Below are 14307 nucleotides of genomic sequence, written 5' to 3' on the forward strand. Positions count from 1 at the left end.
TTACTTCGCTCCTTCCACCAAGGAGATGTAGGAAGCCGGTTGCAAGCTTGCGCCGCCTACCAATGCGCCGTCAATATCACTTTCTGACATATATTCACGCACATTTTCAGGTTTAACGCTGCCGCCGTATTGAATGCGAACAGCTTGTGCAACTTCTTCGTTGTAAAGGCCAGCTACTACGCTGCGGATGTAGCTGATGGTCTCATTTGCATCCTTAGCTGTAGAAGATTTGCCTGTTCCGATAGCCCAGATTGGCTCATAAGCAATAACAACTTCGCGTGCTTGCTCAGCGGAAACGCCTTGGAATGCGCCTTCTGTCTGAACTTTGCATACATCGTTTGTCTTGCCGGACTCACGCTCTTCGAGCGATTCGCCTACGCAGACGATCGGCGTAATGCCGTGACGGAATGCAGCGTGAACTTTCTTGTTCACAATCTCATCCGACTCCGCGAAGTAAGCGCGGCGCTCTGAGTGACCAATGATCACGTAATGAACGCCCAAGTCTTTTAACATAACGCCGCTAATCTCACCAGTGAAGGCACCGTTATCTTCAAAGTGCAAGTTTTGTGCGCCAACTTTAATGGATGTGCCTTTGAACGCTTCAACAAGTGCAGGCAGGTTCGTGAAAGGTGCGCAGATTACACTTTCTACGCCTTCCACTTCCGCATTACCTTTGATTGCTGCTGCGAACTCAAGTGCTTCCGGCACAGTTTTGAACATTTTCCAGTTACCTGCGATGATCGGTTTTCTCACCTGATTCACTCCTTAGCATGGGGACAGCTTCATGCTGTCGACCTTACTTATCGTTTAATGCCACTACGCCTGGCAATACTTTGCCTTCCATGAACTCAAGGGAAGCGCCGCCGCCTGTAGAGATGTGGTCCATTTTGTCTTTCAAGTTAAACTTCTCAACTGCTGCTGCAGAGTCGCCGCCGCCGATGATCGTGTAAGCTGCTGTTTCCGCACAAGCATTAGCTACCGCACGAGTTCCGTGGGAGAAAGGCTCGATCTCGAATACGCCCATAGGTCCGTTCCATACAACAAGCTTCGAGTTCTTAATAACATCAGCATAAATCTCACGTGTTTTCGGTCCGATGTCGATACCTTCCCAGTCAGCAGGAATGCCGTCAATATCCACATTCTGTGTGTTAGCTGTAGCGCTGAAATCATCAGATACTACGATGTCCACTGGAAGATAAAGATTTTTGCCAAGTTCCTTCGCTTTCTCAATAAAGCCAAGGGATTCTTGCAATTTGCTCTCGTCCAACAAAGATTGACCAATCTCGTGGCCTTGTGCCTTGAAGAACGTGTATGCCAAGCCGCCGCCAATAATTACGTTGTCTGCGATCTCAAGCATTTTGTTAATAACATCGATCTTGTCCTTAACTTTGGAGCCACCAACGATGGCAGTGAATGGACGCTCTGGGTTGGAAAGGGCTCTGCCCAATACATCCAGCTCTTTCTCCATCAATAAGCCTGCAACTGCTGGCAAGTGATGAGCGATGCCTTCTGTAGAAGCATGTGCACGGTGAGCTGCACCGAATGCGTCGTTAACAAATACGTCAGCAAGCGCTGCAAATTGCTTCGCGAGTTCTGCATCGTTTTTCTCTTCGCCTTTGTGGAAACGTACATTTTCCAAAACGACAACGTCACCGTTGTTCATGTTGGCAATTTCCGCTTGCACGCTTTCACCGATGGACTCGTCAAGCTTCTTAACTGGCTTGCCAAGCAATTCACCAAGGCGTGCCGCAGCTGGTGTAAGGCGCATGGAATCAACCACTTCACCTTTAGGACGTCCCATATGGCTCGCCAAAATCACTTTAGCGCCCTTTTCCATCAAAAACTTGATAGTTGGCAGCGTTTCTTGAATACGCGTGTCATCTGTAATTTGACCATTTTCCAATGGCACGTTAAAATCTACACGCACAAATACGCGTTTTCCGTTAACCTCAATGTCTCGTACACTCTTCTTGTTCATCCCCATGTTCCTCCTATCGAATATGGAAACCATTCAGTTCCGTTGAATTCTGATGTAATCGGTTAACATTCTGTGTCATTCTGTGTCTGTTCGATGTTCTGTCGGGTTCTACAGCGCTGTTGCGCCGCTTTATTTATATCTCTGTATATATGAATCTGAATAAGACTCATATAGCAAAAAATAACGCTCTAGGTTCTATAGATATTCTATATATGAAATGGTGATGGAATCAACATTGTCTTGTTCTCTATTGGTTGTATGGTTCTCTATATCTATAACTCATCCGTCCATTTATCGTCTGCAATCAGGCAAAGAGGAGACCCTTGCGGTTTCTCCTCTTTGATTGTCATGCTATATAATTACAGACCTTTTTTAGCGATGAAAGCTGCCAAGTCAACAACACGGTTGGAGTAGCCCCACTCGTTATCGTACCAGGAAACAACTTTAACCATGTTGCCACCGATTACCATCGTCGTCAAAGCGTCGATTGTAGAGGAAGCTGGGTCGCCGTTGTAGTCACTGGATACCAATGGCTCTTCGGAGTAGTTCAAGATGCCTTTCAAAGGACCTTCAGCTGCTTCTTTCAAAGCTGCGTTAACTTCTTCAACAGTAACGTTTTTCTCAAGTTCTACTACCAAGTCTGTAACAGACACGTTAGGAGTAGGAACACGCATGGACATACCATTCAATTTGCCATTCAATTCAGGCAATACAAGAGATACTGCTTTAGCAGCACCAGTCGTTGTAGGAATGATGTTTTGAGCTGCTGCACGAGCACGACGAAGGTCTTTGTGCGGCAAGTCAAGAACGTTTTGGTCGTTAGTGTAGGAGTGAATTGTGTTCATCATACCTTTAACGATACCGAATTTGTCGTTCAATACTTTAGCGAATGGCGCCAAGCAGTTCGTTGTGCAAGAAGCGTTGGAGATGATTGTATGGCTAGCTGCATCATACTTATCTTCGTTAACGCCCATAACGATTGTGATGTCTTCGTTAGTAGCTGGTGCGGAGATAATAACTTTCTTCGCGCCGCCTTTCAAGTGCATCTCAGCTTTGTCTTTAGCTGTGAAGATACCAGTGGACTCAACAACGATTTCTACGCCGTTAGCGCCCCATGGCAAGTTCTCAGGGTTACGCTCTGCAAATACTTTAACTTCTTTGCCGTTAACGATAAGCGCGCCTTCTTTAGCTTCTACAGTAGCGTCCAAAACGCCGTGTGTTGTGTCATATTTCAACAGGTGAGCGAGCGTTTTAACGTCAGTCAAGTCGTTGATTGCTACGATTTCAACCTCAGAGTTGCTCAAAGCTGCACGGAATACGTTACGTCCAATACGTCCAAAACCGTTAATACCAACTTTAACCATTGATGATTCCTCCCATTTCCTAAATAGAGAATTTTTTTTAATTTATTGCTCAAGACGGCCCATAGGCACATCTAGACCACAGATTTGTACGATCTCATTCGCTGCTACTTCATCCGTCACAAGAATATCCTCATGACCGAATCGAAGTACTGCCGTAATCGCTTCACCCTTGCCCTTACCACCAGCAACGGCGATGACAGCCTCCGCTTGGGAGATGTCTTCCATACGTAAACCTAAAGTAAGCATCGTATGTACGACTTGACCCTGGCGGTCAAAGTAATAACTGTAAGCTTCGGCTATTGCCTCAACGTCCCGAAGCTGCTGCACGGTCGCCTGATCCACATGACGACGTCTTGCCATCACAAGTGCATCTCCGATGCCATGCACGACAATACGTGCCTGCCGAATCACTCGCAGAATATCCTTGATGTTCGGCTCTTGCTTCAGTGACTGGTACGCATCTTCACTAATAAGATCAGGCACATGGAGCAATCGATACTGGGCGCCAACGCGCTTCGCCATCATCGAGGCTATCGTATTGGCCTGATATTCGAGACTCTCACCCAGTCCTCCCCTTGCGGGAACGAACCAGTTGCCCTTGCGTGATACGGAGCTTGTTAATTGATCGGCAACCGCAGCCAACGTAGATCCGCCGGTAACCGCAATGACGTCATCCTTGCCCATCACGCGATCCAGCACTTCGCATGCTGCCTTGCCCAACTCCTGCTTCACGGCACTTGAGAGCTCCGAATCGCCAGGTACGACGATCACTTGCTTCAAGCCGAACTCTTCGCGAATTGCATCCTCGAGGTGACGCATGCCGAGCAGTTCCCGCATCAGCGGTTCCAACTGCGTGACAAGCTTTCGTCCCTCTTCACTGATCCGCATGCCTGCTGTCTCTGTCTCGATAAGACCTTGTGCTTTCAGCAGATCGGTCTCGGCTCTCAGTACACGCTCTGTCATCTGTAACGATGACGCTAGCGTTCTCCGGCCGATAATATCGGACATCATAATCTCATGCAGGATCGTATAGCGCTTCTTTAACAGTTCCAAGAGGTCGGGCAGAAGACGCTTATTTATCTCTAGCCATTCACGCATTTCTCTCCACTCCTGCACTCCTCAGAAACTGTATTCGAATATAACGCTGGACTCAATGTGTCCCAATGACACATTTTACGTCCCACCATCATTCTACCGAAATTTCCGTAAAGTTGCAAGTATCCCGCATCTATAATGGGCAATTGTCGCATATCTTATTCATTTGGCTCTATATCAACAATGAAAGCGTATTCTGTACATATAATTGTTCTTATTTAGAACAAATAAAAGATATTAAATTTTTGAAAAATTCGTTAAGGACTTGTTTTGCAGCATATAAACTCCTGCATAAAGGTTTGTGTGCCTATTTTTTGTTATCCCATTAGGTGTACAAATAAGTACTAACTAGTCCTAACCACTTACCCTTTCTTTCCTCTTCATAAACAACTTGCATCATTGATAGAACAAAGACACCAACATCTTAACAATGTGGTGTCTCAAGCCTAGCGTTTCTAATCCATTAATGAAATCCCACTTTTTGTTGCACTTTGTGTCAAAATACTTTATAATACATCTTGCATCATTTTTTTAATGCGCCCGTGGTCCAATGGATATGACGTAGGCCTCCGGAGCCTGAGATCAAGGTTCGATTCCTTGCGGGCGCGCCATAAATACCTTGATGATGCCTGATAATGAAGTTTACGTACATATGAATAGGCTACTTGAATTCAAAGACATCCGAGTTCTCTCCTTCTCGCATAGGGAGTTGAAGACGGGTGTTTTTTCTATATCACCCCATCTCCACCCTGCCTGTCCTGCGCAGCAATACTTCAGTACCTAATATACTCGATATCGATCAGCCCGCTATTCCAAGAATTGATCATTTATTTTCAATATGACATTTGACTCCTTTTACTATTTATGCCGCATATACAACTGTAAACAAGCACATTATTATGCGTTGATCAGCTTGTTTGACCATCTTTGACTTTTGGCGAAAAATTAGATATGATATGGCTACAACTTCAAGCGCCTTATGACGTTTACACGTTTAAGGATACATCATTTGGTTTATATTTTAGCTATTGAGGATTAGGAGGGGTTATACGTGAGTTATGTACCTATGGTTGTCGAGCAGACGAATCGCGGCGAACGTGCTTATGATATTTATTCTCGTCTGTTAAAGGATCGAATTATTTTCTTAGGTTCAGGAGTTAATGACATTGTAGCAAATTCCATTATCGCTCAGCTGCTGTTCTTGGCTGCGGATGACCCGGACAAAGATATCCATTTATACATTAACAGCCCAGGCGGATCGATTACGGCGGGTATGGCTATATTTGATACGATGCAGCACATTAAGCCTGACGTATCCACTATCTGTGTTGGTATGGCAGCTTCGATGGGTGCGTTCCTCTTGAACGCAGGAGCAAAGGGAAAACGATTTGCTCTGCCTAACAGCGAAGTAATGATTCACCAGCCGCTAGGCGGCGCTGAAGGTCAAGCAAGCGACATCGAGATTCGTGCTCGTCGTATTTTGAAAATGCGCGACAAGCTGAATCTAATCTTATCAGAGCGTACAGGTCAACCGCTCGAACAGATCGAGAAAGATACAGACCGCGACAACTTTATGACAGCGCATGAAGCACAAGCTTACGGACTTGTCGATAAAGTATTGGAAAAATCGCCGCTTATCCCTTAAGCAGCGCAAAGTAATTAGCTAAGAAGAAGGCTTTCTTGATCTCATCAAGAGCCTTTTTTATTTTGACACTATATCAGAATGTAGCTGGTATAATCCTTAGGAAGATGCTGACGTGATCGAACTGACAACCATTCGGGGTAATCAATCCTGTTGGTATGTTAGAATCCAACTAAGCGCACATAGAGCTAAGCACAAAAAAAGGACCACATCGTTTCACGAGACGATGTGGTCTATATATGTTCTAGGGGTAAACTGTAAACCATGAGAAAGATGAAACGGATCCCTTGTGCATTCGGATGATTCCGGCTGTCCAAGGTCATGAAGTTGTGTGGCAACCCTCCTCGAAATAGTCATCTGTCATTCGGTCCATAATCAGAATAAGGCCCCTACATTAAGCGAAACTGAGCACAACCTTAAAATAACATAAAATGTCCTAGTTATTTAGTTTAGCTCTTCAGTCGTTTGACCGAATCTAGCAAACTATCACTTAACAAGGATAGATTCGTCTTCACACGTTCATCGATAATTTGTCCTTCGTCGTTAAAGATATGCGGATCGGCAATTACTTGCATAGGTACCACATTGACATACAAGGAGCGCATTACCGTCCGCAAGTTGTTGAGCGCATTAATGCCTCCTTTCCCGCCTCCAGCAGTCGCCGCTATGCCGCACGGTTTGCCATTGAAGTTTTTGCTGTTCAAGAAATCAAGTGCATTTTTCAAAGCACCGCTCATTGCACCATGATATTCGGGCGTACAGACCATGTAACCGTCGGCTTGCTCTACTAGCTGAACAAGCTTGCTCACGTTTACATCCTCATATTGACTGCCTTCATTCAGATAAAGAGGGAGCAAGTCTTCTCGCAAATCAAATACGTGACAATCCGCTCCTGATGCTTCTAACTGCTGCTTCAAATATGCAATGACACGTTTGGAATTAGAGTTAGCACGGGGGCTTCCCGAAATTAATAAGATATTATTCATCATAATTCACTCCTTAATTTGCTTCGTATGAACAGCAAGCATATAAAATGGATCATTCCCGCTTTGGATGATTATACCACGAATTTGAAACGATCATAAAAAAGACTGCACCCTCAGCAGACACTAATCTACTTCAGATGCAGCCATCTCTATCGTACTGTATCTAGCGCCTGCCGTACCTTCACACTTCTGATCGAGCACGCCTGCTCATGAAGCTCTTGCGGCTTGTTGAGGCACACAGATCAACACGATGATTAGCGCCAAGAACGCAATTAACACATTGGCAAATATGCCCCAGAACCCAGCTTGCGTGTATGCTGATGGATCGGCCAACAATATAGCGGAGTAGATAGCACCCGACACTGCTGTTCCGAAGCTGCCCCCTAAGGAACTGGCCATCTTATACAAGCCTGATGCCACACCTACCTTATCTTTTGGTGCACCGGATACGGCCGTATCTGTGGATGGAGTGGCTGAAACACCAAGCCCCAAGCCCATAATAGCAAACCCAACCACCGTCAGCACAAGATAAAGTACATCCGGTAAAAAGGTTAACATCGGCAGCGCAATGCCTATCGTCGTTAGGAAGCAGCCTAACGCCATCGGTGGTCGCGGTCCTTTTTTCTTAAGAATAAGCTCACCTACACGAATCATGATCAACGTTGTGACCAAGTACCCCATTGTAAGCAGACCCGCATGAAAAGATGAGATCCCTTTTGACTCCTGCACAAAGGACGACATGACAAAAATAGCACCCACTGCACAAAAATTTAACATAAAATTGGATATTGCCGCACCGTTATAGGCTGAATTTTTAAAAAGGCTCAAATCAATAAGCGGCTGACTGACTCTTTTTTCAACCAATAAAAATAGGATGAAGAGAATAACAAATCCCGCTGCCATTCCTAACGTTAACAGGCTTGTCCAACCCCATTCCGCACCTCTTGTAATAAACAAATTTAACATCAGCAGGCCTGCTATAAAGATGACAAGCCCGACATAATCCACCCGCTGCTTCCCATCACTAACCGCCACCTTGCTCTCAGGTGTGCCTTGAATGAGGAATATGGCTGCGATCGCCACTGGGATGCTCAACCAGAAAATCCACTGCCAGCCTAACAGAGAAGCAACAGCACCTCCGAAAAAGCTGGCAATTCCACCGCCGCCCCATGAGGAAATTGACCAGAAGCTAAGTGCGCGCTGGCGCTCAGCCCCTTCATAGTACTCGTTGATAAGTGCCAACGACGAAGGCATGATAAAAGCTGCCGACAGTCCTTGCAGCACACGACCGAACATAAGCAGCGACGAAGTATCTGTTGTAGTCAACGCACAACACACACATCCAACAATGCTCAGTATGATACCGATTTTTGTCATTTTTACGCGTCCGATCTTATCGGCTATTCCTCCAGCTACAACGATGGATACACCTGCAATTAAGGCCGCCATGCTTACCGCCATATTTAATGTCGCCATCGGCAGTGCTAACGTCTGATTCATTACCGGAGTCACGACCATCATGGACATTGTAAAGAGCCAGAATGTTGATACCGCCAAGCAAATACCTAATATTAGTCGATTGTCTCCTTTATACGTATACATCCTCTTGAAGTCACTTCCTCTCCAGACAATCCTGTAAAATTATTGCGCAAAATTCCACGCTCTCATATTTATTTGCCAGTTTACGCGTTTGCCAGCTATGCGTCTGTACAAAAGCTTACACAACTCAGCCCGCCTCCACGTGCTGCACCTACACCATTCTCACACCTTATCTACAATCTTGCCCTTCCGCTATCAAAAAGTATGCGGTATCAGTTCAACATCATTAATATGGCGAAATACGTGGTTAATCAGCCTGCACTGAATACATCATGCTACAACTATACAAAAATCCCTTACCCATCCTCCATGAACATGAGGACCTTTGGTAAGGGATCTTATGCGTGCATGTTATCTATTGGCTTATCGGCCGCTCTTCAACTCGGTCCAGAGACGGTCGTATAATTGAATCTTGTCACCTACGTCAAGCAGCCATTCCGTGCGGCTTAATTCATCTTCAGACAAGTTAATCATCTTGTTATCGTTATACTCTTTACTGTGGAATGATTTAGCAGCCGTATTTGGATCGCTGTAACCGATCGATTCATAGTTCTTTGCGCTGTTCTCAGGGTCCAGCATAAAGTTAATAAATTTCTCAGCCAGCGCCTTGTTCTTCGCATCTTTAGGAATGGCGTAGTTATCAGACCAAATCGTACCACCTTCTTTAGGTACAACGTACTCCACGTCAGGATTTTCAGCTTTGACATAAGCTGCATCCCCAGACCATAATGCACCAATCCAACCTTCTTCTTGCATCATTTTCTGTTTGATGCTGTCCGTGTCAAATGCGAGCACATTAGGTACAAGCTTTCGCAAATCATCTACAGCCGCTTTAATATCTGCTTCACTGGTTGTACTGTTGGATTTGCCAGCTTTCTTTAAAGCCATCCCAATTACTTCACGGTTATCTTCAAGCAATAGGACCTTGCCTTTATATTTCTCACTCCACAAGTCTGCCCAGCTTGTAATTGGCTCTTTGACATACTTCGTGTTGTAAGCAATGCCGGTAACTCCCGACGTATAAATAATAGAATGCTTATTGCCTGGATCAAACTCAGGGTTCTTGAAACGGTCCGCTACGTTTTTGAAATTCGGTATATTTTTCAGATCCAACTCCGCCAATAAGTCTTGCTTAATCATACTTGCAATCATATAGTCGGATGGCTGAATCAAATCATATTCCGAACCGCCAGCTTTAATCTTGGCCAGCAACTCCTCGTTGTTGGCAAATATGGCATAGTTCACTTTTACATTGTTCTCATCTTCAAACTTCTTGATGACATCCATGTCAAAGTTATCCGCCCAGCTATATAAGTTAAGCGTCTCCTGTGACTTAGAAGAACAACCTGCAAGTGCTGTTACTGCCAACAAACCGGCCAATACGACCGCGTACCATTTCATTTTTTTCAATTTCCTACCCCTCTCTGATCCTTCTTCAATAAAATATTAGAATGGCAGCAGCGAGCCGCCCTTTTCCTTATCTGACTTACCACGTCCGAGCAGCCACTGTGCCAAGATAATAAGCATAACGCTGACCACGATCATAATGGTACAAAGTGCATTAATTTCTGGCGAGATGCCACGTTTGACAGACCCGTAAATGTAGATAGGCAACGTTGTCGAGCTCGGACCCGATACAAAGAAGCTAATCATAAAGTCGTCTATCGATAACGTAAACGCAATCAAGGCACCTGCGATTACGCCCGGCCAGATCGATGGCAGCGTGACAAAACGGAAGGTTTGCCACGGATTCGCTCCCAGATCGTTAGCCGCTTCTTCCAACTGCTTGCCCATGTTGGCAAGCCTAGACGATACGATAACGTAAACATACGAGATACTAAACGTAATATGTGCAATAATTACCGTCATTTTGCCCAAGTCAATCTTCAACTGACTGAACAAAATAAGTAAGGACAAGCCCATAATAATGTCTGGCACTACAATTGGCATATACAACAGCCCAATCACACCCTGCTTGCCTCGATTCTGCATCTTACGAATCGCAAGTGCAGCCATTGTTCCTAGCACGGTAGAAATAATCGTAGAAGTAAAGGCAATCGTTAAGCTGTTGCTGAGCGCCTCCATAACCGTACGATTATCAAATAAGGAGCTATACCATCTCCATGTAAACCCGCTCCAACTGGTACTCATTCGTGAGTCGTTAAACGAGAACACGATAATAAGCAGTACCGGGATATAAATAAACGCCATCAACAAAAAGGAATGTATGGAAAGCCATGGATGTCTCTTGCTTGCTTGTACTGTCTTCATGCTTTCGCCTCCTTAGATGAATCGTAATTCGAGCGAAGCGCACGGTTGAACAATCCGATAATCACAAGCGAGCTGATGACAAAAATAACTGACAATGCAGAACCGAACGGCCAATCCCTTGCTCCCAGAAACTGATTCTGGATGATGTTGCTAATCATCTGTGACTTGGCCCCACCCAATATATCTGCAACTACAAACATCCCCGTCGTTGTCACAAATACAAGCACGCTTCCCGTCATCATGCCTGATTTGGTCTGCGGCAGCGTAATGTGCCAGAATGAACGCCAACGAGAAGCGCCAAGATCGCTGGAAGCCTCCAGCAGTCGCTTATCCATCTGCTCTAACGATACATAAATCGGCAGCACCATATACGGGATAAACGTATATACCATTCCTAGCAATACAGCTCCCTGCGTATACAGCATTTGAAGCGGCTCTGAGATTAGCCCGATATCCATCAGCAGAGAATTCACTACACCTTGCGTGCGCAGTAAAATAATCCAAGCATAGGTCCGAATTAAGAAATTAATCCAGAATGGGACGGTAATCCCGATTAACCAGAACTTCTGCGCTTTCGGTCCCAACGTCGTCATATAATAAGCGAGCGGATAGCTCAACAAAAGACAGAACACGGTAGTCAATACAGATAGCCAGATCGTATCCCAATAAATGCCCAAGTATAACGGCTCAAAAAAACGCGCATAATTGTCCAAGCTAAACGCCCACACGATGTTACCCAAGTTATCTCGCTGCATAAAGGATACAAATATAACCGCAAGCATCGGGATAACCATAAAGAATGACAGCCACAAGACGACAGGTGTCAAGACACCGAAGAAACGTTTATTCATCGTCCGACCGTCACCTCATCCTGCAAGTTCCAATGAACACCAACCTTTTGCCCGATATTCCAGTCCCTCTGGTCTGTAAAGTCCAGCACACTGGTAACTGACGTCGGCTCATCTTCAAGATGAATGATCAGCTTATGCACATTTCCGAGATAAACGATATCCTGTATAATTCCGGTTTTGCGGGTGTCTGCCAGCTCTGGTGTTACTCGAACCTTCTCAGGACGTACCGTAAACAATCGCTCATCGTGGAAAATGTTATTTTCGCCGATAAACGTCGCTGCAAACAACGTCTCCGGGCGTTCGTACACATCCCGCGGAGATCCAATTTGTTCGACTTTACCCGTGTTCATAATGACAATCCGATCAGACATCATCATAGCTTCTTCCTGATCATGAGTAACATATACAAATGTAATGCCTAGGCTGCGTTGAAGCTGCTTCAGCTCAGCCTGCAAGTTCTTGCGAAGCTGCAGATCCAATGCACCAAGCGGCTCGTCCAGCAGCAGTACCTTAGGTTTATTTGCAATCGCCCTTGCGATTGCGACACGCTGCTGTTGTCCGCCTGACAATTGATGCGGATAACGCTTGGCGAGTGCCGTGAGCTGCGTCAGTCGGATCGCTTCATCAATGCGTTCCCGCTGCTCCTTGGCCGGTATTTTTTTCATTTTTAAGCCGAATTGAATGTTCTGCTCCACCGTCATATGGGGGAACAAAGCATAGTGTTGGAATACAAGATTCAAATTCCGCTTGTTTGGCGGCAATTGTGTAACATCTTCGCCATCAAGACGAATGATTCCGGTCGTCGGTTGTTCAAATCCTGCGATCATACGCAGTATGGTAGTCTTTCCGCAACCACTCGGTCCGAGCAGTGTTAGAAACTCCCCCTCATCGATTGTCAGAGACAAGGGATGCACTACGGGTTGTCCAGCGAAATGCTTTTCTACATTCTCCAGACGAATCATAAGCATCAACCCCTTCCCGTTATCCGTGGACAACGTCATTATAATGAGATAAACCTCTATCGAGGTCCGTTAATCAACGAGAGCGACCGCGTATAGAGGCATATTATTGACGACTAGCGGAGTGATATGAGAGAACCTCCGATATTGTCATTAAAAAAAGCCATATCCATTGGTATGGCCTGATCATTCGTAGATTAATTTTGCATATTCAATATACATTGTTTTGCGAGGCGATACAACTAGTTTTGCGTAATTTCGACAGATACATACCTGCTAATTCACGGAATCAACGCATTTGTTCCATGTAAAGGATCACTATCCACTATTTTAACGCAATTATCAGCAAAATTAAAGGTCCCCGAATTTGACATCCGGGAACCTCTTATGTTACTTCCATATTCAGTATTCAATACGAGTGTTTTATTTTAAAGCATATACGACTTGTACTGTCGCTTGCAGCTTCACTTGCCCACCTTGCGGCGCCGATGATGGTGCAGAATCCATCTTCATCATCTCTGCCTGATAGCGAATTGGTGAATAATCGTAACCTGACTCCGTAATATTTACGACAACATCCAGCGTCCGGCCTGAAGCTTTGCCAAGCGCTTCGGCTTTCTTCTTCGCATGTGCTACAGCTTTCTCCAACACCGTTGTTTCAACACTATCTTTGTTCTCCACGTCAAAGCTAATTTGATTGATTCGGTTAGCACCAGCCTTAGAAGCAGCGTCCACCATCTTTCCAAGCTTTGTCAGATCGCGGTAATTAACTAATACGTTATGTGTAGCCTGATAGCTCACGATCTTAGGTTCTTCGTTGTCTTTATATTGATATTGCGGCTGAACAGAAAATTCAACTGTCTTTAGATCTTTAGCCTGCACACCGTACGACTCCAAAGCCTTCTTCACCTTGTCAAATGCAGTTGCATTCAGTTCTTGTGCCGCGCTAGCTTCTACCGCTTTCGTCACAACACCTAAGTTTACGTAAGCAATATCAGGCTCCACCTCCAGCTTGCCAACACCAGTTACCGAAATCAGATCACGCTGTTGTTCACTCGCTGCATAAGCGATAGATGATTGTGTCACATTACCAACTCCTAACACTCCAAATACTAAAGCGCCACTAACTACCATCGCCACTCCCGTACGTTTTAACCAATTATGCATCATCCATACCTCCGTTTAAGTTATAGTTTGGTTATTATCTTCTCTTCTAAACGGTAGCTGGACAATTATTGTTGCAGGTAGGGATAACTTTTTTATTTTTAGCTCAGAAGCCATTTGTATTGCGTCAAGATAATACCTATCACTAACACTATCTTGATCACAGCAAAAGAATTGTTTGATAATTCTGCAATTGTGGCTGTTCTTCTTTCAACCTCTGTTAATAGGATATGCTTCCTAAAATAATTACGGGGAATAATGCTTATATTTAATTCAAAAAAATACAATTATATATTGTTATATTGATCTATTTTTTTCATTTCAGATGGCTTAAGGGGCATTGCTGACGCGATCAAGCTTCCAATGGTTAAAAGAACCTTACTATACTTATACTGATG

General features: G+C 44.8%; 12 protein-coding genes and 1 tRNA gene. 2 read left to right on the forward strand and 11 right to left on the reverse strand.

The window, feature by feature from the left end:
- The 4 genes from tpiA to MH117_RS15390 all read right to left on the reverse strand — a co-directional run bounded on the left by tpiA (nt 1) and on the right by MH117_RS15390 (nt 4440).
- The gene (gene tpiA / locus MH117_RS15375; protein WP_239329748.1) at nt 1-753 is read right to left on the reverse strand and encodes a triose-phosphate isomerase; all 753 of its coding nucleotides are present in this window, start codon (nt 751-753) and stop codon (nt 1-3) included.
- A 43-nt stretch (nt 754-796) separates the two neighbouring features.
- A complete protein-coding gene (locus MH117_RS15380) occupies nt 797-1978 on the reverse strand; it encodes a phosphoglycerate kinase (protein ID WP_239329750.1) in 1182 nt (393 codons plus the stop codon).
- 359 nt (nt 1979-2337) lie between these two features.
- Entirely contained in the window at nt 2338-3342 is a 1005-nt protein-coding gene (gene gap / locus MH117_RS15385; protein ID WP_239329752.1) for a type I glyceraldehyde-3-phosphate dehydrogenase, read from the reverse strand.
- Between the two features lie 42 nt (nt 3343-3384).
- The gene (locus tag MH117_RS15390) at nt 3385-4440 is read right to left on the reverse strand and encodes a sugar-binding transcriptional regulator (RefSeq protein WP_239329754.1); all 1056 of its coding nucleotides are present in this window, start codon (nt 4438-4440) and stop codon (nt 3385-3387) included.
- Between the two features lie 533 nt (nt 4441-4973).
- Between MH117_RS15390 and MH117_RS15395 the strand changes: the two genes are divergently transcribed.
- Together MH117_RS15395 and clpP are read left to right on the forward strand one after the other, a co-directional pair.
- A tRNA-Arg gene (locus MH117_RS15395) sits at nt 4974-5048 on the forward strand.
- A gap of 440 nt (nt 5049-5488) precedes the next feature.
- Nucleotides 5489-6082 carry an ATP-dependent Clp endopeptidase proteolytic subunit ClpP gene (clpP, locus tag MH117_RS15400; RefSeq protein ID WP_285109011.1) on the forward strand — a complete coding sequence of 198 codons (594 nt, stop codon included), beginning with the start codon at nt 5489-5491 and terminating at the stop codon, nt 6080-6082.
- A gap of 446 nt (nt 6083-6528) precedes the next feature.
- Here the strand turns inward: clpP and MH117_RS15405 are convergent, their stop codons facing one another.
- The 7 genes from MH117_RS15405 to MH117_RS15435 all read right to left on the reverse strand — a co-directional run bounded on the left by MH117_RS15405 (nt 6529) and on the right by MH117_RS15435 (nt 13912).
- The gene (locus MH117_RS15405) at nt 6529-7065 is read right to left on the reverse strand and encodes an NADPH-dependent FMN reductase (RefSeq protein ID WP_239329756.1); all 537 of its coding nucleotides are present in this window, start codon (nt 7063-7065) and stop codon (nt 6529-6531) included.
- A 207-nt stretch (nt 7066-7272) separates the two neighbouring features.
- The gene (locus tag MH117_RS15410) at nt 7273-8667 is read right to left on the reverse strand and encodes an MFS transporter (protein ID WP_239329758.1); all 1395 of its coding nucleotides are present in this window, start codon (nt 8665-8667) and stop codon (nt 7273-7275) included.
- A gap of 360 nt (nt 8668-9027) precedes the next feature.
- A complete protein-coding gene (locus MH117_RS15415) occupies nt 9028-10074 on the reverse strand; it encodes an ABC transporter substrate-binding protein (protein ID WP_275444652.1) in 1047 nt (348 codons plus the stop codon).
- A gap of 36 nt (nt 10075-10110) precedes the next feature.
- Complete coding sequence (locus MH117_RS15420) at nt 10111-10935, reverse strand: ABC transporter permease (RefSeq protein WP_239329760.1); 825 nt, start codon at nt 10933-10935, stop codon at nt 10111-10113.
- Entirely contained in the window at nt 10932-11786 is an 855-nt protein-coding gene (locus MH117_RS15425) for an ABC transporter permease (protein ID WP_239329762.1), read from the reverse strand. Before MH117_RS15425 ends, MH117_RS15420 begins: the two co-directional genes overlap by 4 nt.
- The gene (locus tag MH117_RS15430) at nt 11783-12754 is read right to left on the reverse strand and encodes an ABC transporter ATP-binding protein (RefSeq protein WP_275444678.1); all 972 of its coding nucleotides are present in this window, start codon (nt 12752-12754) and stop codon (nt 11783-11785) included. The genes MH117_RS15425 and MH117_RS15430 overlap by 4 nt, the downstream gene beginning before the upstream one ends.
- Before the next feature lie 414 nt (nt 12755-13168).
- The gene (locus MH117_RS15435; protein WP_239329764.1) at nt 13169-13912 is read right to left on the reverse strand and encodes an SIMPL domain-containing protein; all 744 of its coding nucleotides are present in this window, start codon (nt 13910-13912) and stop codon (nt 13169-13171) included.
- Nucleotides 13913-14307: the final 395 nt, after the last annotated feature.

This window comes from Paenibacillus sp. ACRRX, from assembly GCF_022346885.1.
GTDB lineage: Bacteria > Bacillota > Bacilli > Paenibacillales > Paenibacillaceae > Paenibacillus_B.

Coding starts and splice junctions, on each gene's coding strand:
- MH117_RS15425 (WP_239329762.1), bottom strand. CDS start 11,786: ATGAATAAACGTTTCTTCGGTGTCTTGACACCTGTCGTCTTGTGGCTG.
- MH117_RS15380 (WP_239329750.1), bottom strand. CDS start 1,978: ATGAACAAGAAGAGTGTACGAGACATTGAGGTTAACGGAAAACGCGTA.
- MH117_RS15410 (WP_239329758.1), bottom strand. CDS start 8,667: ATGTATACGTATAAAGGAGACAATCGACTAATATTAGGTATTTGCTTG.
- MH117_RS15390 (WP_239329754.1), bottom strand. CDS start 4,440: ATGCGTGAATGGCTAGAGATAAATAAGCGTCTTCTGCCCGACCTCTTG.
- MH117_RS15405 (WP_239329756.1), bottom strand. CDS start 7,065: ATGAATAATATCTTATTAATTTCGGGAAGCCCCCGTGCTAACTCTAAT.
- MH117_RS15435 (WP_239329764.1), bottom strand. CDS start 13,912: ATGCATAATTGGTTAAAACGTACGGGAGTGGCGATGGTAGTTAGTGGC.
- gap (WP_239329752.1), bottom strand. CDS start 3,342: ATGGTTAAAGTTGGTATTAACGGTTTTGGACGTATTGGACGTAACGTA.
- MH117_RS15420 (WP_239329760.1), bottom strand. CDS start 10,935: ATGAAGACAGTACAAGCAAGCAAGAGACATCCATGGCTTTCCATACAT.
- MH117_RS15430 (WP_275444678.1), bottom strand. CDS start 12,754: ATGCTTATGATTCGTCTGGAGAATGTAGAAAAGCATTTCGCTGGACAA.